This window comes from Pseudomonas sp. AC255 (genome assembly GCF_979258175.1).
Genome location: NZ_OZ409841.1, coordinates 2,574,720 through 2,597,847 on the forward strand (window position 1 = coordinate 2,574,720; position 23,128 = coordinate 2,597,847).

Below are 23,128 nucleotides of genomic sequence, written 5' to 3' on the forward strand. Positions count from 1 at the left end.
ATGGCATCCCGGACCCAGCGGATTGGCTATGCTTCAGGAGGATGACTTTTCGCAGAGGGATTTATGGACGATCCAATCGACAACAAACCGCCGAGTTTCTGGCAGATGCTGCACAGCGTCATGGCGGCGGCGTTCGGGGTGCAGAGCGGCAAGAACCGGGAAAGGGATTTTACCCACGGCAAACCCAGTCACTTTGTGATTCTGGGAGTTTTGTTCACGGCGGTGTTCGGCCTGACGCTGTTTGCCATCGTCAAGCTGGTGCTGTATCTGGCCGGGGTGTGATGGCACTGAACAGGTATCTGCCACAGGTTATCCGGGCCTTGGGAGAACGGCCCGGAAGCGCGGATGTTACTGGTGACTCACCCAGAAGACCGCTGTTCCTACTACGAGAATGATCAGGAACAAAATGGCCCACGCGTCGACACTGCTGTCGCTTTTTCTGGCTTTGGTCGGGTTGCTCATTGCATCGCCTCTTGTCGGTTTTATCGGTGATTGCACAAAGACTCGATCACAGTTAAGACGATGATTGTCCGCACGACAAATGTGGATTAGATGACCGGCATTCGCGTTAGGCGATTTGGTTCTTTACATATACTCAAACATCACTTTTGCGCATAACTGCAAACGGGTATATTGCCCCGGCTCCGTGACGGAGTGCGCGGCCGTGCGCGCAGAATTGCAGAGGCAACATCGGACTCCAGCAAGCGAAAACGCAGCGTTTTCCGAGAAGCCCAAGCCTGAGAACAGGACTTATATGTACGTATACGACGAGTACGATCAGCGGATCATCGAGGACCGCGTCAAGCAGTTCCGTGATCAGACCCGACGCTATCTGGCAGGTGAGCTGAGCGAAGAAGAATTCCGCCCCCTGCGCCTGCAAAATGGCCTGTATATCCAGCGTTTCGCGCCGATGTTGCGCGTGGCCGTGCCTTACGGCCAGCTGACTTCGCGTCAGGTGCGCATGATGGCGAAGATCGCCCGCGACTACGACAAGGGCTATGCCCACATCAGTACGCGGCAGAACGTGCAGTTCAACTGGCCGGCGGTTGAAGACATCCCGGACATCCTCGCTGAACTCGCGACCGTGCAGATGCACGCCATTCAGACCAGCGGCAACTGCCTGCGCAACGTCACCACCGACCAGTTTGCCGGCGTCGCCGCCGATGAAGTGATCGACCCGCGTCCATGGTGCGAAATCGTCCGTCAGTGGACCACGTTCCACCCGGAGTTCGCCTACCTGCCGCGCAAATTCAAGATCGCCGTCAACGGTTCGACCAGTGACCGCGCTGCCATTGAAGTCCACGATATCGGTCTGGAACCTGTCTATAACGCTGCTGGCGAGCTGGGCTTCCGAGTGTTGGTCGGCGGTGGCCTCGGTCGTACGCCGGTGGTTGGCGCATTTATCAATGAATTCCTGCCGTGGCAAGACCTGCTGAGCTATCTCGACGCCATCCTGCGGGTGTACAACCGCTACGGCCGTCGCGACAACAAATACAAGGCGCGGATCAAGATCCTCGTCAAGGCGCTCACGCCTGAGGTGTTCGCGCAGAAAGTCGACGCGGAAATGGAGCACCTGCGCGGTGGCCAGACCACGCTGACCGAGGCTGAACTGCATCGCGTCGCCAAGCACTTCGTCGATCCGGACTACAAGACCCTCGACAACCAGACCGCGCAACTGGCCGATCTGGACAAAGAGCATCCGGGTTTCGCCCGCTGGCGTAGCCGCAACACCCTGGCGCACAAAAAACCGGGCTATGTCGCTGTGACGCTGTCGTTGAAGCCGACCGGCGTTGCCCCGGGCGACATTACCGACAAGCAGCTCGACGCCGTCGCCGATCTGGCCGAGCGCTACAGCTTCGGTCAACTGCGCACCTCCCACGAGCAGAACATCATTCTCGCCGATGTCGAGCAGAGCCAGTTGTTCACCCTGTGGGGTGAGTTGCGTGAAAGCGGTTTCGCCACGCCGAACATCGGCCTGCTGACTGACATCATCTGCTGCCCCGGTGGTGACTTCTGCTCGCTGGCCAACGCCAAATCGATTCCGATTGCCGAATCGATCCAGCGCCGTTTCGATGACCTGGATTACCTGTTCGACATTGGCGAACTGGACCTGAACATCTCCGGCTGCATGAACGCCTGCGGTCACCACCACGTTGGCCACATCGGCATCCTCGGTGTGGACAAGAAAGGCGAAGAGTTCTACCAGGTTTCCCTCGGCGGCAGCGCCAGCCGTGATGCGAGCCTGGGCAAGATCCTCGGCCCGTCCTTCGCACAGGAAGCCATGCCTGACGTGATCTCGAAGCTGATCGACGTGTACGTTGAACAACGTACCGAAGACGAGCGCTTCATCGACACTTATCAGCGTATTGGCATCGACCTCTTCAAGGAACGCGTCTATGCAGCGAATCATTAAGAACAACGAAGTCGTCGACGAAACCTGGCACCTGTTGCCGAAGGATTTCAACATCGATGAGATCAGCAACTGCGACGATCTGATCGTTCCTCTGCAGTTGTGGCGCGAGCACAGCCGCATGCTCAAGGCCCGCGACGGCGGTCTGGGCGTGTGGCTGGATGCTGACGAGGAAGCCGAAGAAATCGGTGAAGACGTCGGTGAGTTCCAGGTAATCGCGCTGAATTTCCCGGCGTTCACCGATGGCCGCAGTTACTCCAATGCCCGTCTGCTGCGTGACCGTTATGGTTTCAAAGGCGAGCTGCGCGCGATTGGCGACGTGCTGCGGGACCAGCTGTTCTACATGCACCGCTGTGGCTTCGACGCCTTTGCCATTCGCGCGGATAAAGACCCGTACGAAGCACTGGAAGGTCTCAAGGACTTCTCGGTGACCTACCAGGCCGCCAGTGACGAACCGCTGCCGCTGTTCCGTCGGCGCTAAGCCAGCGGGTTTATTGCGGACACAAAAACGCCGGTCATTGACCGGCGTTTTTTTATGCCTGGTGTTTACCAGAAACGTTGCTGAGTAAGACGACTCCACCAGCTCAACAGCACGCGGTCTACCGAACCGCTGGCGGCCATGCCGATGCGTTCCTGCAGGCTTTTACGCTCGGCGTAGTGCAGGTGATAAACCTCAGCCTGTTTGGCTTTCTGCGCCAGGTATTCATCGCTGGTCTTGAGCTCGTCCACCAGTTGGTTTTCCAGCGCAGCGATACCGAGCCACACTTCACCGGTCGCCACCTCATCGATCGCCAGTTGCGGGCGGTACCGCGCCACGAAGTTTTTGAACAACCGATGAGTGATGTCGAGGTCTTCCTGGAACTTCTCGCGGCCCTTTTCGGTGTTTTCGCCAAACACGGTCAGGGTGCGTTTGTATTCACCTGCGGTCAGCACTTCAAAGTCGATGTCATGCTTCTTCAAAAGGCGATTGACGTTAGGCAATTGCGCGACCACGCCGATCGAACCGAGGATGGCGAACGGTGCACTGATGATCTTGTCGCCGATGCAGGCCATCATGTAACCGCCACTGGCTGCGACCTTGTCGATACAAACGGTCAGTGGCACGCCCGCATCACGGATTCGCGCCAGTTGAGACGACGCCAGACCGTAGCTGTGCACCATGCCGCCGCCACTTTCCAGACGCAGGACTACTTCGTCCTTCGGCGTGGCCAGGGTCAGCAGTGCGGTGATCTCGTGGCGCAGGCTCTCGGTGGCGGAAGCCTTGATATCGCCGTCGAAGTCGAGCACGAACACCCGGGATTTGGTCTCAGGCTTGTTCTTCTGCTTTTTCGCGCTTTTTTCCGTTTTTGCCTCGCCCTTGCGCAATGCCTTGAGCTGATCCTTGTCGAGCAAGGTCTGCTCCAGGCGTTCACGCAGCCCCTTGTAGAAATCGTTGAGCTTGCTGACCTGCAACTGCCCTGCCGATTTGCGCCGGCCTTTGCTGCGCAACGCGGCGAAACTGGCGAGCACCACCAGAATGGCGATCACCAGTGTGACGGTCTTGGCCAGGAAGCTGGCGTATTCGGTGAAAAAATCCACAGAGACTCCTCAAAGCAATGCGTGACGGTGTATCACACGCGGAATGGCTCCAGCATACCCATGCGTCGGCTCGTCGGCCAGCCGTGAAACCTCTGGCAACGCGCCTGTAACGGGCATTTCAAACAAGCGTATGTTTTTTCATTGACAGCCTTACGCCATCCTCATAACCTCGCCTGACCTTCAACGTACCGGGACGACGCGGACGTGGGCAGCATCTACTTGATACGACATGGCCAGGCCTCCTTTGGTGCAGACGATTACGATGTCCTGTCGCCGACCGGTGTGCGTCAGGCAGAAATTCTCGGCCAGCACCTCGCCGACCTTGGTATCAGCTTCGATCGTTGCCTTGCCGGTGACCTGCGTCGCCAACAGCACACGGCCACCAGTGCACTGGAGCAATTCAGCGCCAGAGGCCTGCCGGTTCCAGTCCTCGAAACCGATTCCGCCTTCAACGAATTTGACGCCGACGCGGTGATCCGCGCCCTGCTCCCGGCCATGCTGCCGGAAGAGCCGGAAGCCCTCGACATCCTGCGCAACGCCGCGCAGAACCGCGGTGAATTCCAGCGCATCTTCGCCCTGATCGTCGAGCGCTGGCTTGCCGGCACCTACGACACACCCGGACTGGAAAGCTGGCTGGGTTTCGTCGAACGGGTTCAGGCCGGGCTGCACCGCATCCTCGATCTGGCAGAAAAGAACCAGAAAATCGCCGTGTTTACCTCCGGCGGCACCATCACTGCCCTGCTCCACCTGATTACGCAAATGCCTGCCAGACAGGCCTTTGAATTGAACTGGCAAATCGTCAACACCTCGCTCAACCAACTGAAGTTTCGTGGTCGCGAGGTGGCTCTGGCTTCCTTCAACAGTCACGCACACCTGCAACTGCTGAAGGCCCCGGAACTCATCACTTTTCGCTGAGTCCGGCTTACTGTGACCCTGGCTGTAACCACCCAGCTCCCATGACCAAGAAAGGATCGAACCATGACCTCCGTAGCTGATGCCGTAAAAGCAATGCAAGCCAAGTTCAACCCAGCCGCCGCTGCCGGTCTGGATCTGGTCTTCGGTTTCAAAATCACCGACGAAGACAAGCAATACGCACTGATCGTCAAAGACGGCACCTGCAACATTCAGGAAGGCGAAAACCCGGACGCCAACTGCACGCTGGTGCTGGATAGCGAAACCCTGAAAGGTATCGTCAGCGGCGAGACCGACGGCATGCAGGCCTTCATGAGCGGCAAGCTGCGCGTTGAAGGCGACATGATGCTGTCGATGAAACTGTCCGAGCTGTTCCCTGCGTAAGAAGCAGCCTGGTTCAAACAAATCCCGCCCTTTTGGCGGGATTTGTCGTTCATGCAAGGGGATCAGCGCAGGCCTCGGCTTCGCTCTCCGTTCGCGTAGCTACGATCAACCCTCCTGCAACAACCGCGTATCCAGCCCAAACCGCTCTTGCGAAACCATCCTGAACTGACCTTCCGCCAGATCGCAACTCACCAGCAAATTCCACGAGTGTCGGGTGGCCACCGAAGGCACCAGAATAAATGGATGTTCAGCCAGCAGTGCGTCGGCAAACTTTCGCTGGTTGGGCGAGGTTTTTATCGGGGTGAGCCAATGCGGATTGGGCACGTCTTCCGGTTGCACGATTCTGACGCTGGCGTCGTGGGTGATTTCAAAACAGGTCAATACATAGGGCTCCTGATCAAGTGCATCGAAGCTGCCATGGGCGGCCACCTCCAGTATCGCCGTGGAGGGGTCGACCGACGCATAAACGACTCTGCGGCCGGGCGTATTCCAGCGACCGCCGTCCCGTTTCGACCCCAGGCCGCTGTCCCAGGTCTCGCTGTACACCTCGCGATCCAGCCGCCACGCGTACCAGCGATCATCCCAGGGCAAGGGATTCATTGATAAACCCCGTATTTGATCTGGTTCAGATACTCCTCCACCATCCTGAAGCCCAACGCATTTCCAACCAGATCGAGCGGCACATAACCGTAGAAGTAAGTGGCGCGTTGCTCCAGCCATGATTCGGCCTTGGCCTGTCGCCCGAACACCTCGATGGCCAGCTCCAGCGCTGCCGCATATTGGTAGGCGATGATGCTCTGCGGCGTGTCGAGGCGCACCGACGCGCCTTCCTTGAGCAGACGTCGCACGGTTCTCACAGATTTGCCGGTGATACGTTTGACCATCTCTCCCTGTTGGTACAGTTCGGAGGTTGCGATCATGTTCACCACATCGTGCAGCTCAAATCCTTCGGCTGTGCAGCGCAGAATGAGCATCGGATCGTCGCCGGTGTCCTGCCCTCGCAACAGCAATTCCAGAGGTTTGCCCTCAAGCTTCTTCAAGCCCGTGAGCCGGGGCATTTTGGCGCTCGGCATGGCAACGTCCTCCGAGGGGCATCTCGCGCGGTCGTCGCGCCAGTAATGGCGAGGCGAGTAAGCAGGCGTATGGCTTTCAATCAGTGGGATTCGCATAGTCCATCCTTTGTCCAGGTCCAGAGCGATCTGTGCGCTCGATGACTTCAATGTCAGGACTGATCCTATAGATCCGGCGTCCGACGACCAACCTGAAAAAGTCGTCAGAAATATCCCCTCATCTGATCAAAACGCTCCTGTTTCCGTAGGACTGAAACGCAATTTTCAGCGGTTCAGTCCATTGCTGCTTTCAAGTTGGGGAGAGGGACTTTTGACTTACAATGCGCCCCACCTTCAGATATCGGCCCCGCCCCATGGACATCGACCTCGCCCGCACTTTCCTCGAAATCGTCCGCCACGGCAGTCTTGCCGCCGCCGCGCAGAAGCTGTTCGTCACACAAACGGCGATCACCGCACGGGTGCAGAAACTCGAGGGCCAGCTGGGCAGCACGCTGTTCGTGCGCAATCGCGCCGGGGCGAAGTTGACGGCCAATGGCGAAGCGTTCGTGGTCTACGCCAATCAACTGGTGCAGACCTGGGAAGCCGCGCGCCGCGACTTGCCGCTGCCCGAGGGTTATCACAACGTTCTGCACATCGGTGGCGAGGTCAGCCTGTGCAACCCGCTGATGCTCAGTTGGGCGGCGGAACTGCGCGAGAAAATCCCCGGCCACGCACTGCGCATGGAAATTCGCGACGGCGAAAATCTTTTGCGTCAGCTCGAACTCGGTGTGCTCGATGCGGCGCTGGTTTATCAACCGGAATACTGGCCGGGATTGCAGGTCGAGCAAGTGCTGGAGGAAAAACTGATTCTGGTGCGCGCGCCCGAGCGTCCGGAGCCTTACGTCTACATCGATTGGGGACCGGACTTTCGTCGTCAGCACGACGCCGCCCTGCCGGAAAAAGCCAAAGCCGCGCTGAGCTTCAACCTTGGCCCGCTGGCCCTGCAATACATCCTCGAACATGGCGGCAGCGGTTATTTCCGTACCCGGGTCGTGCGCACTTATCTGGAGACCGGCGCGCTGGAAGCCGTCACCAAAGCCCCGGAATTCGGTTATCCGACCTATTTGGTGTATTCCCGCGATCGCGACTCGGCAGTGTTGCAACAGGCCTTCGATCTGTTGCGCGAGGTGATCCGCACCGATGACGACTGGTCGCAGCGCTGGAACCCGTTGAGCTGACGGGCAGCTTCAGTCCAGAGCATGGCGCTTGTGGCCTCAAGGTTCGCCCTGCACAAGTCAGCGGATCGGCTAATCTGCCGGGTATAACAACAATACCCGCAGGTGAAAGCGTTGAGGCAGACCACCGAGGCATTCCGCAGCCGCTACCGTGCGGCCATTCATCCTTTATACAACCCGTGGTTGCATGGCGCGTTCGTGTTGCTGTTCGGCATTTTCGCCGTCGCTGCGTTCTGGCGCACGGTGCATTCAGTGAGCTGGCTGGAATGGCTGACCGTGCCGCTGAGCCTGTTGTTGTTCAACTTCGGCGTGTACATGGTCCATCGTCATCTGGGCCATCACAAAAAAGCTTTCGCAAAGATGTTCTACGCACGACATGCCGGCGACCATCACAGCTTTTTCACCCCCGGCCATATGACCTACGACAGCGCGCGGGACTGGCGAGTGATTCTGTTTCCAGCCTGGCTGATCGTCATTCATACGCTATTGATCACCCTGCCCCTCTGGTGGCTGCTCGCGCAGGTCAACGCCAATGTCGCCGGTCTGTTTGCCGGGTGCATGGTGCTCGGTTATCTGCTCTATGAGGTGTTCCATGCCTGTGAGCATCTGCCGCCGCAGAATCCGTTGACTCGTTTGCCGTGGATTCGCCAGATGCGCCGTCTGCACGAACTGCATCACCGCCGCGAGCGCATGCAGGAGCGCAATTTCAACATCGTTCTGCCCTTGATGGACTACCTGTTCGGCACGCTGTACCGCGAGCCGGAACCCGCCCCTTTGAGTTATTCGAAAATGCCCATGACGCGCATGCAGCACCAGATCGATATCGCCGGCGAACCGGTCGCCGTGCTGGCTTATGCCGCCAGCGTCAGTCACTGGCCGGACTGGCATCCCTCCTCATTGAAGATTGACGGTCCGCGAGGTCCACTGCATGCCGGTGCACGTTTCGAAGAGGACATCCATGCCGGCGGACGTGCCGGTCACTTGCGCTGGGAGGTAACTGAATATCTGCCGGGCCGGCGCTGGTGCGCACGCGCGCAAAGTGATCAGGGCTTGTCCCTGCGGTTGACTTACGAGTGCTCAGCGGAGGCTGGCGGCACACGTTTCGTGCGCACGCTGGAATATCGCTTTGACGGTTTGCTCATGCGTCTTGCCAATCGCCTGCTGCTCAAGCGGCGCATCGAGCGCGAATCTGCCGCATCCATGCTCGCCCTGCGCGACAAGGCTGCGCAGTTTATCGGCGCGGCGAGGGCCAGCGCGTGAAATTACGTTATGTGTTGTGCCTGCTGATCGCTCTCGTCATCGCCTTCTTGTTGTTGCTGCCGACCAAGGTCGAACCGGTCGCCTGGACGCCGCCACCGGCGCCGTCATTGGAAGACGGCATCTACGCGGACAACCAGCGCCTCAAAGCTGTGGCGAAGGTCGGGCCGAGCGACATCGAAGGGCCTGAGGCGTTGCTACTGGAAGACGAATTCCTCATCACCGGATTGCATGACGGCAGGCTCATCCGTAGCAGCCTCGACGGCACGCAGCGCAAGGTCCTGGCCGACACCGGTGGCCGTCCACTGGGCCTGGCCCGTCATCCGAACGGCATGCTGGTAGTTGCCGATGCGGTCAAAGGCTTGCTGTCGCTGGATGCGCAGGGCCGCGTGATTCCGTTGACCACCGAGGCCAACGGCGTGCCATTTGGATTTACCGATGATGTAGCGGTCGACAAGTCAGGCCACTACGCCTACTTCAGCGATGCCTCGAGCCGTTGGGGCTATGGTCATGACGGCGAGGCGATCATTGAGCACGGCGCCGACGGACGTCTGCTGCGCTACGACTTTCAAACCGGCAAGGCCAGCGTCTTGCTCGACAAGTTGCAGTTTGCCAATGGCGTCACTCTTGGTCCGGACGAGGCCTATGTGCTGGTCAACGAGACCGGTGCTTACCGCATCAGTCGCTACTGGCTGAGCGGGCCGAAGGCCGGTACCCATGATGTGTTCATCGACAACTTGCCGGGGCTTCCGGACAACCTCTCGTTCAATGGCAGCAATCGCTTTTGGGTAGCGCTGTATGCGCCGCGCAATGCCTTGCTCGATGGCACCGCTGAACACCCGTTCGTGCGCAAGATGATCGTGCGGGCTTTGACGGTTTTACCCAAGCCTGTCGAAAAGCGTGGGTTTGTGCTGGGACTGGATCTGGACGGCAAGGTGATTGCCAATCTGCAGGACGCGAGCGAAGGCAATTATTCGCCGATTACCACGGTGCGCGAGTATGGGCAGTGGTTGTATTTCGGCTCGTTGAAGGCCATGCATATGGGGCGAATGGGGTTGGATGCGGCGCTTAAGTAAAACAGAAAAATTTTCACCGTATGGACCGACGATATCGCTGGCAAGCCAGCTCCCACAGTGTCCGTGTGAACTCCAAATATGTGTTCACCAGATGAACCTGTGGGAGCTGGCTTGCCAGCGATAGCGGTCTGTCAGTTGCCGGACCGGTCGAACTTGTCCGGATCTTCATCCTCCGGCAGTTCCTTCACGGTTTTTTCCGGATGCGCTGTGGTATGCGCCGGGCTGTTCGGTTCAGGACGGGTAGGAATCGGGTCGAAACCACCCTGCTCTTCACTGGGGAATTTGGGGTCGTTCATAAGGCACCTCGCAACGAGTCGATGGTTTGCAGACTCTGCACATTGGAGGTGCCATTGGCCGTAGCCGTTCCCTTCAGAAAATGACCACGGGTCGGGGGACTACTGTCCCGTCAGCGGCTGCCCGGCGAGTTGAGCAACGATCTGTTCCTTGACGATCACGCGCTTCTCTTTGAGCTTTTTCAATTCGTCGTCAGTGGGGGCGTCTGACTGGGCGTTCTCGGCTTCGACCACGGCTTTATCGACGTCGAAGTACTTGTTGAGCAGCGAATCCAGCTTCGGATCCTCGGAGCGTTTTTGCTCGATCTCTTCCTTCTTGCAGCCCAGGTCCTGATACAGATCATGTGAAACCGGCATGAAACACCTCCATCAATTTGATCGACAACCAGCGCGACCGATGCGCTGACTCATTATCAGCATGGCCTTGCCCGATGACTTCTGTCGACTCCCTGTCAGACCAGCGGTTGCCGTTCGTCGCCCTGTCGTAAATGCGATAAAACCTTTGGCGTCTGCGCTCGCTCCATTGGATAACGCTCACAAAAACCTGCGTGGAGATACCCAATGGACGGATTCAACCTGCGTCATCTCGCTCTGGCTGTTGCACTGTCTGCCGGCATGGGCAGCGCCTTTGCCGCGACCGACAACGACTTTGTCGACAATGCCGCCGCTGGTGGCATCGCCGAAATCGAAACCAGCAAGCTGGCACTGGAAAAAAGCCAGTCAGCCGACATCAAAGCCTTCGCTAACCAAATGATCGCTGATCACACCAAGGCCAATGAAGAGCTGAAGAAGATCGCGACCACCAATGACATCGAAGTCCCTGACGACACCACCCTGGTCAAACAAGCCAAGGAAAAAATTCTCGACATGCGCGATGAATCCTTCGATGCGGCCTACGCCAACAACCAGGTCAAGGCTCACGAAGAGACCATCGAGCTGTTCAAGAAGCAGGCGAACACCGTGACCGATGACAAGGCCAAGGGCGCTACTGAGCTGAAAGCGTTCGCGCAGAAGATGCTGCCAGCGCTGGAAAAACACCTGGCCCACGCCAAAGAGCTGCAAGCCAAACATCCGAGCAAGTAACCGGCCGGCAATAAAAAGGCCGCATCCTTCGATGCGGCCTTTTTGCGTCTCAGCGATCAACCACCATCCGTGTCGATATCGGCGTCAGTGCTTTCGCCCGGTTCAGGACGGTCCGGGTCAGGCTTGAAGCCGGGGCTGAAGTCGTTGCTGTTGTCGTTGTGATGCTGCTTCTGATCGACCTCGGCAGCCGCGCTGTCCGCCTGCCCTTCTTCAACCGGCGCGGGAGTATTTTGCCCCGGCGTTTGCGGGTCGATGGCCGGGTCGTTGCGGTTAATTGACTCTGAGGACTGATTTTGCTGTTGCGGCGCTTGCTCGTTCATATCCACCTCATTCATAGTCCTGCCTCCTTCTTCCAGCACGACTGGAAAACGTCGGGCATGCAGATTCGAAGCCTGACGCCGTAGATTCGTTCAAAAGATCGTTGCCTGCCGCCACGCCGACTAGAGTTACCGGGGCGTTCGACGCGGCAGGCAGAAAAATTCATCGCTAGCTGAACAACTATTTCAAGCGGTAAATGTCAGTCAAATCGCGCCGGTCATTTCGCCGAGCCGGCCCATATACGTAACGGAGCGACACGCACATGGCAGCACTGCAGAACAGCACAGTTGAAGCAATCAAGAACAACCAGACTCAGCTGTTGAGCGAGTGGACCAAACGCCTCGAAGCCAGCGGCGCCACACGCAACCTCAAGGAACACGACCTCGCTCAGCAAACCCGCGACTTGCTGGGCCTGCTCCTGGCGGGTCTGGAAAACGGCAACGGCAGCAAGATTGCCGCTGCGGGTTGGGAGGATACCCGTCAGTTCCTTGAAAAGCTGTCGCAGAGCCGCGCCCTGCTCGGCCAGGATTCCCAGCAAACCGCCAATTTCATCTTTGCCCTGAAAGGCCCGTTGTTCGCCCTGCTGCAAAACCATTATCAGGACCAGCCAGCACTGCTTGCCGAGCAATTGCTGGAAATCTCCGAATTGCTCGACACCGTCGGTATGCACACCATCGGCACCTTCCAGAAATCCCGTGAAGCGGTGATCAAGCGTCAGCAGGAAGAGCTGCTGGAACTGTCGACTCCGGTGGTCAAGCTGTGGGATGGCGTCCTCGCCCTGCCAATGATCGGCACCCTCGATTCGCAGCGCACCCAAGTGGTAATGGAATCGCTGCTGCAACGTATCGTCGACACCGGTTCGGAAATCGCCATCATCGACATCACCGGCGTGCCGACCGTTGACACCCTGGTCGCCCAGCACCTGCTGAAAACCGTGACCGCAATCCGCCTGATGGGCGCTGACTGCATCATCAGCGGCGTGCGTCCGCAGATTGCGCAAACCATCGTGCACCTGGGTCTGGATCTGCAAGGCGTAGTGACCAAGGCCAATCTGGCCGACGCATTGAAACTGGCCCTGACCCGCTTGGGTGTCAGCCTCGTCAAGACGGCTTGACCATGGAACGTATTCCGATTCTTCAAATGGGCGATATCTTGCTGGTGACCATTCAGGTCGACATGCATGACCAACTCGCCCTGACCCTGCAGGACGATCTGTCCGAGCGCATCAGCCGGACATCCGCCCGGGGCGTGCTGATCGACATCACGGCGCTGGACATGGTCGATTCGTTCATCGGGCGCATGATCGGCGACATTTCCGGGCTGTCGAAAATCATGGACGCCAAAACCGTGCTGGTCGGCATGCAGCCGGCAGTGGCGATCACGCTCGTTGAGCTGGGCATGACTTTGCCAGACGTGAGCACCGCCCTGAACGTCGAACGCGGGATGAAACTGCTGCGGGAACGAGTACTTGCACAATGACCGTGCGCAGTAGCGGTACGCAACCCATTCTCATTGAACAGGACGTAGTGCTGGCCCGCCAGACCACGCGCAAGCTCGCCACCGAATGTGGCATGCGCCTGATCGACCTGACCAAACTGGTGACCGCTGTCAGTGAGCTGGCGCGTAACACCATGGTCTATGGCGGCGGCGGCGACATGGACTGGCAGATTCTCGAGGAAAACGGCCGGGTCGGTTTGCGTATCACCTTCCGCGACGAAGGCCCTGGCATCCCCGACATCAAACTGGCGATGACCGACGGCTGGACCTCCGGCAGCGGGTTGGGCCTTGGCCTGACTGGCGCCAAGCGCCTGGTCAATGAATTCGAACTCGACACTGAGCCCGGCAAAGGCACGCGCATTACGATCACACGATGGACATGAATATCACCGGGTCGTTGACCCAGGTTCTGCCGATCGAGGACAGCAGCCAGATCGGCCACGCGCGGCGCACCGCGCAGAAACTCGCCGAGCAGCATGGCTTCGACGAAAACGATGCCGGCCGCGTGGCACTGGTCGCGACCGAACTGGCCAGCAACGTACTCAAGCACGCCCAGCGTGGTGAATTTCACCTGCGTGTACTGGCTCGGCCGGATAACGGCTTCGGCATCGAAATGCAGACCGTGGATCGGGCGCAGGGTTTTGACCTGGATGCCTGTCTGGCCGATGGCTTTTCCACTGGCGGCACACAAGGCATCGGCCTCGGCGCCGTATCGCGGCAGACCAATGTCTTCGATGTCTACGCCGATCACCGTGGCGCGGTGTTGCTGGCGCGGATCTTTGCGCGCAGCGACCGTCAAGCTGATATCCGCTTCGGAGCCAGCCAGCATTCGCTGCATGCCGACCCAGCCTGCGGTGATGTCTGGCATCTGGCGTATGAAGGTTCACGGATCAGCGCGCTGGTGGTCGATGGCCTCGGCCATGGCGAAGACGCCGAACGTGCCGGCCTGGCCGGTGCCCGGGCATTCGCCCGGGCACCGTTTGCCGATCCTGTGGTATTGATGGAAGACCTGCATCAGGAAATGCTCGGCACGCGCGGTGGCGCCGTCGCTTTCGCGCAGTTTGACAGCCAGCGCGACGGCCTGACGTTCGCCGGTGTCGGTAACATCGGCGCCAGTCTGCTGGAGCCTGGCAAATCCCGCGGTCTGGCCTCACACCCCGGTATCGTTGGTGGCCAGTACCGTAAAGCCAAACCCTTTGACTATGCTCACGTGAACGGACATTTATTGATCATGTACAGCGACGGCCTACAGTCCCGTTGGAATCTTGCAGACTACCCCGGCCTGGTGCATCGCCATCCTGCCGTGATAGCCAGCGTCCTGCACCGCGACTTTTGTCGTGGCCGCGATGACGTGACGGTGCTGGTCGTGGCTCTGGAGGCCGCCCATGGCTGAATCGACAACCCTGAGCCCTGCTGAACAGGCGGCGCTCATCGCTCAGTTGCAGCGCGAAACCACTGCCCTGCGCGAAGAACTCGATGAAACCAACCAGGGTGTTCTGGCGCTGTACGCCGAGCTCGACAATCAGGCCGAAGAACTGCGTCAGGCATCGGATCTCAAGAGCCGTTTCCTGTCGTACATGAGCCATGAATTCCGCACGCCGCTGGGCTCGATACTGAGCATCAACAGTCTGCTCGCTGACGAACTCGACGGTCCGCTCAGCCCTGAACAGCACAAGCAGGTAGCCTTCGTCAGCACCGCTGCCCGCGAGCTCAGCGACATGGTTGATGACCTGCTCGATCTGGCGAAGATCGAAGCCGGGCGCATCAGCATTTCCCCGGCCTGGTTCGACATGTTCGACCTGTTCTCCGCCCTGCGCGGGATGTTCCGGCCAATCGTCGACGCCTCGGCGGTGGATCTGATCTTCGAAGAGCCACTGGGCCTGCCGCGCCTGTATACCGATGACAAGAAGCTCGGGCAGATCCTGCGCAACTTCATTTCCAACTCGTTGAAATTCACCACCCGTGGCGAAGTGCGGGTATCGGCGCGAATGGAAGGTGAAGACAAAGTGCGCTTTGCCGTCAGCGACACCGGCATCGGCATCGCGGCCGAACTGCATGACACGCTGTTCGAAGACTTCTCCCAAGTCGATTCGCCATTGCAGAAACGTCTGCGCGGCACAGGTCTGGGTCTGTCACTGTGCAAGCGTTTCGCCGCCCTGCTCGGCGGTGAAGTCGGGGTAGACAGTACGCCGGGCGTCGGCTCGACGTTCTTTGTCATCATCCCGCTGGCGATCGCTCTGGAGAACGTCGATGAATCGTGACATCCGCCTGTTGATCGTCGATGACAACGTCGCCACCCGTTACGCCCTGCGCCGGCGCTTGGAGCGCCATGGCTACACGGTGCTCGAAGCCGGGACCGGCAGCGACGGACTGGCCCTGATCGAGAGCGAAGCCCTCGATGCGTTGATCCTCGACGTCAACCTGCCGGACATGAGCGGTTTCGACATCGTCCGCCTGCTGCGCGCCGACCCGGGCACCGCGCTGCTGCCAGTGATTCATGTGTCAGCGGCGTCGATCCAGACCGGCGATATCATCACTGGTCTCAACGCGGGTGCTGATGCTTATCTGATTCACCCGGTCGACCCCGATGTGCTCTTGGCGACCCTGCGTACCCTGCTGCGGGTGCGCGACACGGAAAATGCCCTGCGCGAAAGCGAGGCGCGTTTCCGCGAGATTTTCGCCAACGTCTCGGCACCGATCGCCGTGCTCGATGCCAATCTCAAAGTGCATGAATGCAACCACGCCTTTGCCCAGTTGATCGTCGACAACCGCGACGCGCAGGCGCTGCGTGAATGCTTTGCCGAAGATCAATGCTCGATCCTCGATGAACTGCGTCTGCGTCTGGTCGACGGCGAGCGCTGGAAAGGCACGCTGAACATGCGCGTGCAGGGCGAGATTCGCGAGACGCAATGGCAGATTTCGCCATATCGCACGCCAGAGCTGAGCCTGGTGTTTGTTGAAGACGTCACCGAGCACCGCCATCGCGAGCGCTCGCATCTGGCGCGGCTGGATGACACCACCACGCAGCTGGCCAAGGAAGTCGCCGAGCGGGTGCACGCCGAAGCGCAATTGCTGCAAGTACAGAAAATGGATGCACTGGGCAAGCTCACCGGCGGTATCGCCCACGACTTCAACAACCTGCTGACCGGGATCATCACCAGTCTGGAACTGATCCAGAAACGCGTGGCCGATGAGCGTCTGGACAAGGTGCAGTTCTATACCGAAGCAGCGCTGAACTCAGCCATGAGCGCGGCCTCATTGACCCATCGTCTGCTGGCATTTGCCCGCCAGCAGCCGCTCGATACACGGCCGGTGGACATCAACGAGCATGTCCGCTCGCTGGAAGAATTGCTGGTGCGCACCATCGGCGAGCGCATCACCCTCAAGCTGGAACTGACCAACAAACCGGCGATTGCGCTGGTCGACCCGGTGCAGCTGGAAAGCGCGGTGCTCAACCTGGTGATCAACGCCCGCGATGCCCTGCCCTCGGGCGGCAATATCTGGGTCAATACTTACGCCGCTTATTCCCATGGCGATCCGAATCTGGCCGATGGCGCGTACGTGGCGCTGTCGGTACGCGACGACGGCACCGGCATTGAACACAACGTGATCGACAAGGTGTTCGAACCGTTTTTCACCACCAAGCCTTTAGGCCAGGGCACCGGGCTCGGGCTGTCGACGATTTACGGTTTTGCCCGTCAGTCGGGCGGTGACGCGCACATTCGCAGCGTCGCCCGACGTGGCACCGAAGTGACCATCATGCTGCCCGGCACCAACGACCCGACCGGGGCCGATGCGCCTGTGCCCGTGCCTGACGCGAAAGGCAGTGGCGAGCATGTGCTGATCGTCGAGGACATGGCCACGGTGCGCTTGTTCGTCACCGAAGTGCTGGAGGATGCCGGCTATCGCTGCACGCAAGCGGCGGATATCGAATCGGCGCTGGAGCGCTTGCAGAACGACCCGTCGATCGACCTGCTGCTGACCGACGTCGGCCTGCCGCGCATGAGCGGCCGTGAACTGGCGGATGTTGCCCGTGGCTGGCACGAAGGGCTGCCGATCCTGTTCATGACCGGCTACGCCGAAACCGCGCTCAACCGCCAGGTCTTCCTCGGCACCGGCATGGACATGCTGGTCAAACCGTTCCAGATCAGTGAACTGCTCGACAAGGTCCGCCGTACGCTGGATGGCGCCTGAACTGGCGCCATCGCTGGCAAGCCAGCTCCCACAGGGGGCATCAGTGTGCGCAGATTTTCGGCAACAACTTGAATTTCTGTGGGAGCTGGCTTGCCAGCGATGGCGGCCAGCAAGGCGCTGCAGTTATCGGCTTAAAGCACGGGCAAGAAACGGCGCGGTCTTGCTCTTCTTGCTGGCGGCGACTTTCTGCGGTGTGCCGGCGGCGACGATCCTGCCGCCCTGATCGCCGGCCCCGGGGCCGATGTCGATCACCCAGTCACTCTGCGCGACGACGCGCATTTCGTGTTCGACGACGATCACCGTGTGCCCCGCCGTTACCAGCGTATCGAGTTGTTCCAGCAACCGATCGACATCTCTCGGGTGCAATCCCGTGGTCGGTTCATCCAGTACATACAAGGTCGCACCACGCTGGCTGCGCTGCAACTCGGTCGCCAGTTTGATCCGCTGCGCTTCACCACCGGACAGTTCCGTGGCCGGTTGCCCCAGGCGCAGATAACCCAGGCCGATATCGCGCAGCACTTCCAGCGAACGACGAATCCCCGCCTGCTCGGCAAACACCGCCACCGCCTCATCGACGGTCAGTTGCAGCACCTGGGCGATGCTCAAGCCCTGCCAGAGAATCGCCAATGTCTGCGGGTTATACCGCGCTCCGTGGCAGGTCGGGCACGGCGCATACACGCTGGGCATGAACAGCAATTCCACACTGACAAAACCTTCGCCCTCACACGTGGCGCAACGGCCCTTGGCGACGTTGAAAGAAAACTGCCCGGCATCATAGCCCGCCGCTTGTGCCTCAGGTGTCGCGGCGAACAGCTTGCGCACGTTGTCGAACAAGCCGGTGTAAGTCGCCAGATTGGAGCGCGGCGTGCGTCCGATGGGTTTCTGATCAACCTGCACCAGCCGTTTGATCGACTCCAGGCCGGCGCTGATCTGCCCGGTGCTGGGCGGCGGCGTGTCATCTTCCAGGCTCGGTTCTTCTGACTCGGCTTCGGCCACCGGACGGCCCAACTGCGCGCCGACCAGTTCCAGCAAGGCCTGACTGACCAGACTCGATTTGCCAGATCCCGATACGCCGGTCACCGAGGTGAAACAGCCCAAAGGGAATTCGGCGCTAAGATTATTCAGGTTATTGCGCGTCACGCCGTCGAGCTTCAGCCAGCCGCTCGGCTTGCGCGCGGCGCGCTCAGGGCGTTGATTTTCGGCAAACAGATAAGCGCGGGTCTGCGAATCTGCAATATCAGCAAGTCCCGCAGGCGGACCGCTGTACAGCACGCGCCCGCCCTTCTCGCCCGCAGCCGGGCCGACGTCGATCAGCCAGTCGGCACGGCGCATGGTTTCGACATCGTGTTCGACCACAAACAGCGTGTTGCCGTCCGCCTTCAAGCGCTGCAATGCCTCGAACAACGCCTCGCCATCCGCCGGATGCAGACCGGCAGACGGTTCGTCCAGGACATAAATCACCCCGAACAGCTGCGAACCCAATTGCGTGGCCAGGCGCAAACGCTGCAACTCGCCAGACGACAAGGTCGGCGTACTGCGTTCCAGCGCCAGATAACCCAGGCCGAGATCGGTCAGGGTGCTGACCCGCTCCAGCAAATCCTCAGCGATGCGCTGCGCCGCCAAGCGTTTCTCCAGCGACAGATTCGGCGTGTGGCGCACGTCCGGTGCGCTGGCATGCCCGCTGGCGCCATGGGCGACCCGCTGCTGACGAGCCTCGCGGGTTTGCGCATGGCTGAGGGTGTCGCCGCTCTCCTCGGCCTGTTCCAGATAATTTGAAGCTGCTACAGGCCGCAGCACTTCGGCCACTTGCAGCAACGGCATCTGCGACAACTCGCCAATGTCGTAGCCGGCAAAGGTCACCGACAACGCCTCGCGCTTGAGCCGTTTGCCCTCGCACAATGGGCACGGGCTACCGCGCATGAACTGTGAAACACGCTTCTTCATCAGCGCACTTTGCGAGTGAGTGAAGGTGTGCAGGATGTAGCGCCGAGCGCCGGTGAAGGTGCCCTGATAACTCGGTTCCATCTTGCGCTTGAGGGCTACGCGGGTTTCCTCCGGGGTCAACCCGGCGTACACCGGCACCGTCGGCGTTTCTTCAGTGAAGAGAATCCAGTCGCGCTGCTTTTTCGGCAGTTTCTTCCAGGGAATATCGACATCAATGCCCATGGTCACGAGGATGTCGCGCAGGTTCTGCCCTTGCCAGGCCAAGGGCCAGGACGCCACTGCACGCTGACGGATGGTCAGGTTCGGGTCCGGCACCATCAGCGCTTCGGTGACTTCATAGACGCGACCAAGTCCATGACACTCCGGACAGGCGCCCTGCGGCGTGTTCGGTGAAAAATCCTCGGCATACAGCATAGGCTGCCCCGGCGGGTAACTCCCGGCGCGGGAATAGAGCATGCGGATCAGGCTCGACAGCGTCGTCACACTGCCCACCGAAGAACGCGCGCTTGGCGTGCCGCGCTGTTGTTGCAGAGCGACGGCAGGCGGCAGTCCTTCGATGGAATCGACATCCGGCACGCCGACCTGATCGATCAGCCGCCGCGCGTACGGCGCCACCGATTCGAAATACCGCCGCTGGGCCTCGGCGTAAAGCGTGGAAAACGCCAGCGACGACTTGCCCGAACCCGAGACGCCGGTGAACACCACCAGCGCATCACGCGGAATATCGACGTCAACATTCTTCAGGTTATGTTCGCGGGCGCCGCGCACACGAACCATACCGGCGGGTGCTTTGGAATTGCGCTTGGAAATCATCGGCCTGCCTTGATTGAAAAACTGGGCAGCGCTCGGCATCAGGTGCCGAGCACCTCGCAAATCATCTGCAGTAAAGCTTGCGGGCTGTAGGGTTTGCCGAGCAGATGCGTATCGGGGCTGAGCTGGTGGTCGCGGGAAATGATGTCGCGGGTATGCCCGGAAGTGAACAGCACCGGCACTGGCGGCGTCTGCACCTTGGCCCAGGCAGCTAGATCGGAACTCTTGATCAGGCCGGGCATGACCACGTCGGTGAAAATCAGATCGATCTCGATGCCTTCCAGCAACATCTGCATGGCCACGTCGCCATTGCCGGCGGTCATCACCCGATAGCCTTCTTCGCGCAGCAACTCGACCGCCGAAGCGCGCACCGCGTCATTGTCTTCCACCACCAGAATGGTTTCGTGGCCGCCGCTCTTGCGCTCGCCGACACTGGCGGTCTCTTCACGAACCGGACGCCGACTGCGCGGGAAATACAACTGCACCCGCGTGCCTTCGCCGAGCTTGCTGTCGATCTCGACGTGGCCGCCACTCTGTTTGACGAAGCCGAAGACCATGCTCAGACCGAGACCAGTGCCCTGCCCGTCGGCCTTGGTGGTGAAAAACGGTTCGAAAACCTGTTCCAGCATTTGTGGGGCAATGCCCACGCCGGTGTCGGTGACCGCCACGCGCACATACTCACCGGACGCGATGCCCTTGCCGACGCAGTATTCGCTGTCCAGACAGACATTGGCGGCGCTGAGGCCGATAACGCCCTCGCCTTTCATCGCGTCGCGGGCGTTGATGGCCAGATTGAGAATCGCGTTTTCCAGTTGGTTGCGGTCGACGTTGATGTGCCAGGGCTGCGGCGGCAGTTGCACGTCGATCTGAATGGTTTCGCCCAATGCACGTTGGAGCAATTCGCCCACGCCTTCGAAAATCTGCTCAGGGTTGCACACGGCCGGTGACAGCGGTTGCCGCCGGGCAAATGCGAGCAATTGCGAAGACAGTTTGGCACCGCGTTCGACCGCCGCCAGCGAAGCCACGACCCGGCGTTGTACGTTGGCATTGTTGGGCTCATGCCGGGCGAGCAGATGCAGGTTGCCGGCGATGACTTGCAGCAGATTGTTGAAGTCGTGGGCAACGCCACCGGTCAGGCCGCCGATGGCTTCGAGCTTCTGCGATTGGCGAAGTTGTTCCTCGGCTGCCAGCCGCGCATTCACTTCGGCGGCCACTCGCTGTTCGAGATTACGGGTGAATTTGAGCAGTGATTCTTCGGCGTTTTTGCGCTCATGGATGTCGATCAGCACACCGGGAAAGCGAAACGGTTTGCCTTGCTCATCGAACTCGCAGGCACCACTGGCCAACACCCACAGGTACTGGCCGTCGGCGCGCTGCACGCGGTATTCAGCGTTGTACGGCTCGCCAGTGCGCACGCTATGGGCAACTCGCTCCTGCACCCACCGATGATCTTCGGGATGAATGCGCGATTCAGCGATCTCTTGTTGCAGATCGCTCAAGTCCTGATCCGGCGGATAGGAAAAGGTGCGGGCGAAACGTTCGTCAGCAGAGAAGCGATTGTTCTTGATGTCCCAGACAAACGAGCCAAGCAGTGCGCCGGCATTCAGCGCCAGACGCACGCGCTCGTTGTCGGCGCGGTACGCATCTTCCGCCGCCTGGCGCAGACGCTCGGAATGCACCAGCTCGGTGGTCTCGACCACCATCGCCATGACGCCACCCGGCACGCCTTCATCGTTTGCCACCGGGCTGTAATACAAGTCCATCCAGACGTCTTCGGGCACGCCGTCGCGCAGCAATACCAGCTCTTTGTTGCGATAGGACAAGGTGCCGCCGGCCAGGCAAGTGTCAACGACGTGGCGGTTGAATTCGGCGACTTCCGGCCAGCCCAGCTCTACCGGCACGCCAAGCAGATAGGGATGGCGGCCACCGGCGAATTCGGAGTAGGCGTCGTTGTAGATCATGTAGCCGGCATGGCCCCAGAGCATCACCATCGGCAGCGGCGAAGCCAGCATCAGCTGCACGGTGTTACACAGGCTGGCCGGCCAGTCGGCGAGCGGACCCAGTTCGGTGAGGCTCCAGTCGAACGCACGGATGCGTCCGGCCATTTCGCCTTTCCAGCCCTCACAGCCGTGGCTTTCGGATAAAAACTGCATCGCCTGACTCAGTGTCCTTTTTTGCGGTTTTCCGATCTATCGCAACCCTACAACGACGCGACGCCCGTGTGTTTCGAGGCCCTGAAAACGCATTGGTTTCATTGGAGGTATAGCCGATTTGCGACACAGGGCCATTCAGACGCCAATCAAGTGTTTGAGTGGGTGATAGCCGGTTTTCATTTTTGCAGCAACGTCGAGAATCGCCTTCTCGATTCCGTTGAGGTGCGTGCAGGTCAGCTCGATCGCGGCGCTCTGATTACCGGCCTCGATGTACTCAAGCAAACGCAGGTGTTCATCGTCGCGGCAAGCTTGATGACTGTCATCATCGAGCGCGGCGGCATACAGCGAAGCGCGCGAGATCAGCTTCTGGAACCAGTCGAGCAGCACCGGATTGTTCAGGCTGCGCGCCAGTTTGAGGTGGAATTCGCCGAGCAGATGGATCAGCCGTTCATGGTCGCCGGCCGCATGGGCGGCATCCTCCAGCAACAAGTGCTCACGCAGATCCTGCATGGCAACGCTGTCTTTGCGCCGGCAAAGTTCGGTGACGATGCCGATTTCGATCAGCCGCCGGGTTTCGAACAGCGAACGCAGCTCTGCGTCACTGGGCAGCGACACCGATGCACCTTTGTTGGGCTCAGTGGTGACCAGACCATCGGCTTCCAATTGCTTGAGCGCAGCACGAACCGACGTGCGGCTGACATTGAACAGCTCGGCCAGCGACGCCTCACCCAGCTTCATGCCCGGGCGCAACGAACGCTTGCTGATCGCCGCGTAAACCCCTTGGTAGACGCGATCGACCGTGGTTTCCAGTTTCTTTTCGCTCATTCGAACACTCCTTTGGCGTCGGGCAATTCATCCTGGCAGTGGCTGGCCATGGAGATTGATCGGGCTCCCGTACCGGTGTGAAGCGCAGAATATCTGCCTTCGGCCCAAAG

At 59.8% G+C, this 23,128-nt stretch carries 24 protein-coding genes; 15 read left to right on the forward strand and 9 right to left on the reverse strand.

Going from position 1 to position 23,128, the window contains the following annotated elements:
* Nucleotides 1-63 precede the first annotated feature (63 nt).
* The 3 genes from ACZZ0K_RS11710 (at nt 64) to ACZZ0K_RS11720 (ending at nt 2,891) form a co-directional block, all read left to right on the forward strand.
* Nucleotides 64-282 (forward strand): DUF2970 domain-containing protein, encoded by a 219-nt coding sequence (locus ACZZ0K_RS11710; RefSeq protein WP_041478699.1) that lies wholly within the window; start codon nt 64-66, stop codon nt 280-282.
* A 472-nt stretch (nt 283-754) separates the two neighbouring features.
* On the forward strand, nt 755-2,413 hold the full coding sequence (locus ACZZ0K_RS11715) for a nitrite/sulfite reductase (protein WP_056785207.1): 1,659 nt from the start codon (nt 755-757) through the stop codon (nt 2,411-2,413).
* Nucleotides 2,397-2,891 (forward strand): DUF934 domain-containing protein, encoded by a 495-nt coding sequence (locus ACZZ0K_RS11720; protein WP_041478697.1) that lies wholly within the window; start codon nt 2,397-2,399, stop codon nt 2,889-2,891. Before ACZZ0K_RS11715 ends, ACZZ0K_RS11720 begins: the two co-directional genes overlap by 17 nt.
* Nucleotides 2,892-2,956: 65 nt before the next feature.
* Here the strand turns inward: ACZZ0K_RS11720 and sohB are convergent, their stop codons facing one another.
* Nucleotides 2,957-3,988 (reverse strand): protease SohB, encoded by a 1,032-nt coding sequence (gene sohB / locus ACZZ0K_RS11725; protein WP_016774479.1) that lies wholly within the window; start codon nt 3,986-3,988, stop codon nt 2,957-2,959.
* 204 nt (nt 3,989-4,192) lie between these two features.
* Between sohB and ACZZ0K_RS11730 the strand changes: the two genes are divergently transcribed.
* Nucleotides 4,193-4,903 (forward strand): histidine phosphatase family protein, encoded by a 711-nt coding sequence (locus ACZZ0K_RS11730; RefSeq protein WP_016774478.1) that lies wholly within the window; start codon nt 4,193-4,195, stop codon nt 4,901-4,903.
* A 63-nt stretch (nt 4,904-4,966) separates the two neighbouring features.
* Complete coding sequence (locus ACZZ0K_RS11735) at nt 4,967-5,284, forward strand: SCP2 sterol-binding domain-containing protein (protein ID WP_252877992.1); 318 nt, start codon at nt 4,967-4,969, stop codon at nt 5,282-5,284.
* A 105-nt stretch (nt 5,285-5,389) separates the two neighbouring features.
* Here ACZZ0K_RS11735 and ACZZ0K_RS11740 read toward each other — a convergent pair whose 3' ends face one another.
* Together ACZZ0K_RS11740 and ACZZ0K_RS11745 are read right to left on the reverse strand one after the other, a co-directional pair.
* On the reverse strand, nt 5,390-5,884 hold the full coding sequence (locus ACZZ0K_RS11740; RefSeq protein ID WP_039758650.1) for an RES family NAD+ phosphorylase: 495 nt from the start codon (nt 5,882-5,884) through the stop codon (nt 5,390-5,392).
* Nucleotides 5,881-6,357, reverse strand: a complete 477-nt coding sequence (locus ACZZ0K_RS11745) for an MbcA/ParS/Xre antitoxin family protein (RefSeq protein WP_256809887.1) — start codon at nt 6,355-6,357, stop codon at nt 5,881-5,883. Before ACZZ0K_RS11745 ends, ACZZ0K_RS11740 begins: the two co-directional genes overlap by 4 nt.
* 350 nt (nt 6,358-6,707) lie before the next feature.
* Between ACZZ0K_RS11745 and ACZZ0K_RS11750 the strand changes: the two genes are divergently transcribed.
* From ACZZ0K_RS11750 to ACZZ0K_RS11760, 3 genes are all read left to right on the forward strand, one after another.
* Complete coding sequence (locus ACZZ0K_RS11750) at nt 6,708-7,571, forward strand: LysR family transcriptional regulator (protein ID WP_056785192.1); 864 nt, start codon at nt 6,708-6,710, stop codon at nt 7,569-7,571.
* Nucleotides 7,572-7,682: 111 nt separating this feature from the next.
* Complete coding sequence (locus ACZZ0K_RS11755; protein ID WP_258708068.1) at nt 7,683-8,828, forward strand: sterol desaturase/SRPBCC family protein; 1,146 nt, start codon at nt 7,683-7,685, stop codon at nt 8,826-8,828.
* Complete coding sequence (locus ACZZ0K_RS11760) at nt 8,825-9,901, forward strand: SMP-30/gluconolactonase/LRE family protein (protein ID WP_258708067.1); 1,077 nt, start codon at nt 8,825-8,827, stop codon at nt 9,899-9,901. The genes ACZZ0K_RS11755 and ACZZ0K_RS11760 overlap by 4 nt, the downstream gene beginning before the upstream one ends.
* A gap of 131 nt (nt 9,902-10,032) precedes the next feature.
* On the opposite strand, the gene ACZZ0K_RS11765 is transcribed toward ACZZ0K_RS11760, so the two are convergent.
* Complete coding sequence (locus ACZZ0K_RS11765) at nt 10,033-10,197, reverse strand: hypothetical protein (RefSeq protein ID WP_167351301.1); 165 nt, start codon at nt 10,195-10,197, stop codon at nt 10,033-10,035.
* A gap of 99 nt (nt 10,198-10,296) precedes the next feature.
* Complete coding sequence (locus tag ACZZ0K_RS11770) at nt 10,297-10,551, reverse strand: DUF465 domain-containing protein (RefSeq protein WP_041478686.1); 255 nt, start codon at nt 10,549-10,551, stop codon at nt 10,297-10,299.
* Nucleotides 10,552-10,755: 204 nt separating this feature from the next.
* Here ACZZ0K_RS11770 and ACZZ0K_RS11775 point away from each other — a divergent pair, with 204 nt between their 5' ends.
* Nucleotides 10,756-11,277 (forward strand): DUF4142 domain-containing protein, encoded by a 522-nt coding sequence (locus tag ACZZ0K_RS11775; protein WP_056785185.1) that lies wholly within the window; start codon nt 10,756-10,758, stop codon nt 11,275-11,277.
* Between the two features lie 56 nt (nt 11,278-11,333).
* On the opposite strand, the gene ACZZ0K_RS11780 is transcribed toward ACZZ0K_RS11775, so the two are convergent.
* A complete protein-coding gene (locus tag ACZZ0K_RS11780) occupies nt 11,334-11,597 on the reverse strand; it encodes a hypothetical protein (protein WP_110647015.1) in 264 nt (87 codons plus the stop codon).
* A gap of 260 nt (nt 11,598-11,857) precedes the next feature.
* Here ACZZ0K_RS11780 and ACZZ0K_RS11785 point away from each other — a divergent pair, with 260 nt between their 5' ends.
* Genes ACZZ0K_RS11785 through ACZZ0K_RS11810 form a run of 6 tightly spaced genes read left to right on the forward strand, consistent with a single transcriptional unit; the run spans nt 11,858 to nt 17,286 of the window.
* Complete coding sequence (locus ACZZ0K_RS11785) at nt 11,858-12,709, forward strand: STAS domain-containing protein (RefSeq protein ID WP_150741992.1); 852 nt, start codon at nt 11,858-11,860, stop codon at nt 12,707-12,709.
* Nucleotides 12,710-12,711: 2 nt separating this feature from the next.
* The gene (locus tag ACZZ0K_RS11790) at nt 12,712-13,074 is read left to right on the forward strand and encodes an STAS domain-containing protein (protein WP_056785183.1); all 363 of its coding nucleotides are present in this window, start codon (nt 12,712-12,714) and stop codon (nt 13,072-13,074) included.
* A complete protein-coding gene (locus tag ACZZ0K_RS11795; protein WP_016774465.1) occupies nt 13,071-13,475 on the forward strand; it encodes an anti-sigma regulatory factor in 405 nt (134 codons plus the stop codon). The genes ACZZ0K_RS11790 and ACZZ0K_RS11795 overlap by 4 nt, the downstream gene beginning before the upstream one ends.
* On the forward strand, nt 13,472-14,485 hold the full coding sequence (locus ACZZ0K_RS11800; RefSeq protein WP_258708066.1) for an ATP-binding protein: 1,014 nt from the start codon (nt 13,472-13,474) through the stop codon (nt 14,483-14,485). Before ACZZ0K_RS11795 ends, ACZZ0K_RS11800 begins: the two co-directional genes overlap by 4 nt.
* Entirely contained in the window at nt 14,478-15,353 is an 876-nt protein-coding gene (locus ACZZ0K_RS11805; RefSeq protein WP_252869336.1) for a sensor histidine kinase, read from the forward strand. The genes ACZZ0K_RS11800 and ACZZ0K_RS11805 overlap by 8 nt, the downstream gene beginning before the upstream one ends.
* The gene (locus ACZZ0K_RS11810) at nt 15,343-17,286 is read left to right on the forward strand and encodes a response regulator (protein ID WP_258708065.1); all 1,944 of its coding nucleotides are present in this window, start codon (nt 15,343-15,345) and stop codon (nt 17,284-17,286) included. The genes ACZZ0K_RS11805 and ACZZ0K_RS11810 overlap by 11 nt, the downstream gene beginning before the upstream one ends.
* A 123-nt stretch (nt 17,287-17,409) precedes the next feature.
* Here the strand turns inward: ACZZ0K_RS11810 and ACZZ0K_RS11815 are convergent, their stop codons facing one another.
* From ACZZ0K_RS11815 to ACZZ0K_RS11825, 3 genes are all read right to left on the reverse strand, one after another.
* Nucleotides 17,410-20,043: an excinuclease ABC subunit UvrA gene (locus ACZZ0K_RS11815; RefSeq protein ID WP_258708204.1), complete on the reverse strand. Its 2,634-nt coding sequence runs from the start codon at nt 20,041-20,043 to the stop codon at nt 17,410-17,412.
* A gap of 38 nt (nt 20,044-20,081) precedes the next feature.
* The gene (locus ACZZ0K_RS11820; protein WP_252879998.1) at nt 20,082-22,193 is read right to left on the reverse strand and encodes an ATP-binding protein; all 2,112 of its coding nucleotides are present in this window, start codon (nt 22,191-22,193) and stop codon (nt 20,082-20,084) included.
* A gap of 135 nt (nt 22,194-22,328) precedes the next feature.
* Nucleotides 22,329-23,018, reverse strand: coding sequence for a GntR family transcriptional regulator (locus ACZZ0K_RS11825; protein WP_016774461.1), 690 nt, complete (start codon nt 23,016-23,018; stop codon nt 22,329-22,331).
* Nucleotides 23,019-23,128: the final 110 nt, after the last annotated feature.